Origin of the sequence: Autumnicola edwardsiae (assembly GCF_031846505.1) — a bacterium.
GTDB lineage: Bacteria > Bacteroidota > Bacteroidia > Flavobacteriales > Flavobacteriaceae > Autumnicola > Autumnicola edwardsiae.
Genome location: NZ_JAVRHP010000254.1, coordinates 1 through 1,058, shown reverse-complemented (window position 1 = coordinate 1,058; position 1,058 = coordinate 1). Strand labels below are relative to the sequence as shown.

Genomic DNA, 1,058 nt, shown 5'->3' with positions numbered 1-1,058 from the left:
TCATCGGATATGCGTTCGTTGCGCAATAAATTAAACACTACGGACAAGGCCGAAACAAGGGTGCACTATCAATAATTCGATTTGCGAAACACCTTTTTAGGTTCTAATCCAGTCGGCACTCTTATTTTTTCTGGTCTGATCCCTTGCAGATTTTGGTTTTTTAATGAGCCATAAATTTCTGCGTTAAGTTATTTTATTTTTCGGTCAGCTGAGGCAACCAAAACCAAACCGTGGGCAAATGTAGCCACATCCCACCGCTTGGTCAAGGTCAAGCCCTCTGGGATGCCGAACATTTTTCTGCGAAAAATAACCGCTCATACCTTGCCCCTTCTTCCCTGTGGCTGTTAATGCCCTGTTTTGGTATTGCTCGTTGCCTTACAAGCTGCCAAAACGATTTAAAATAATGTTTAACCTAAAAATTTTAATTATGGCAACAACAGTAAAACAAAACGGAACTGCAAAAAAGGAAAATGCATCCGTTAAAAAGGAAGTACAGAAAAAGTTGACCGATAAAGCTATTGGAAAAGCTGCTTCAACAGAAAAAGCGGTAGCATCCAAAAAGGCTACCATTAGTTTGGATGACCGAATCCAAAATTTTGAAAAATTGAGAGGATTGGCCACCCAACGGGAACGGTTGTCCCAAACCTTGAACGAGTTGACGAAGTTCAACTATAACCAAGGGGATTCAGCTTCATTTTACATCCGGGACTCCCACAATTTGGAGTTTAAAACGACCAATACGAACCTTATCAAATTGGTAACGGAACATTTGCAGTCCACTTTGGAGGAACGAAAGTCCGAAATTGAGGAACAGATTGTAGAGTTTGAGCTCTAAGGTAACTTCAAACCCTTTAAACAGGAAGCCTACTCCCCAAGAGTAGGTTTTCTTTTTTCCTTAAAAAAGGGAGGTATAGTATTCAATCAATATCGGCGCAAAGGTAAACTCGTAAAATACTCCCATCAAAAGCTTACGGCATAAAGCCGCTCCCGCACTCGCTATTTATTCCGTTTCCTTTTGAGCTGAGATTTTATCTTCCGTTTGGTTCTAGCTTAAATAT

Annotated in this window: 1 protein-coding gene; it reads left to right on the top strand. The window is 40.5% G+C overall.

Going from position 1 to position 1,058, the window contains the following annotated elements; translation table 11 throughout:
* The first annotated feature begins 427 nt into the window (after positions 1 to 427).
* Positions 428 to 835, top strand: coding sequence for a hypothetical protein (locus RM529_RS17470; RefSeq protein WP_311486016.1), 408 nt, complete (start codon positions 428 to 430; stop codon positions 833 to 835).
* Positions 836 to 1,058: the final 223 nt, after the last annotated feature.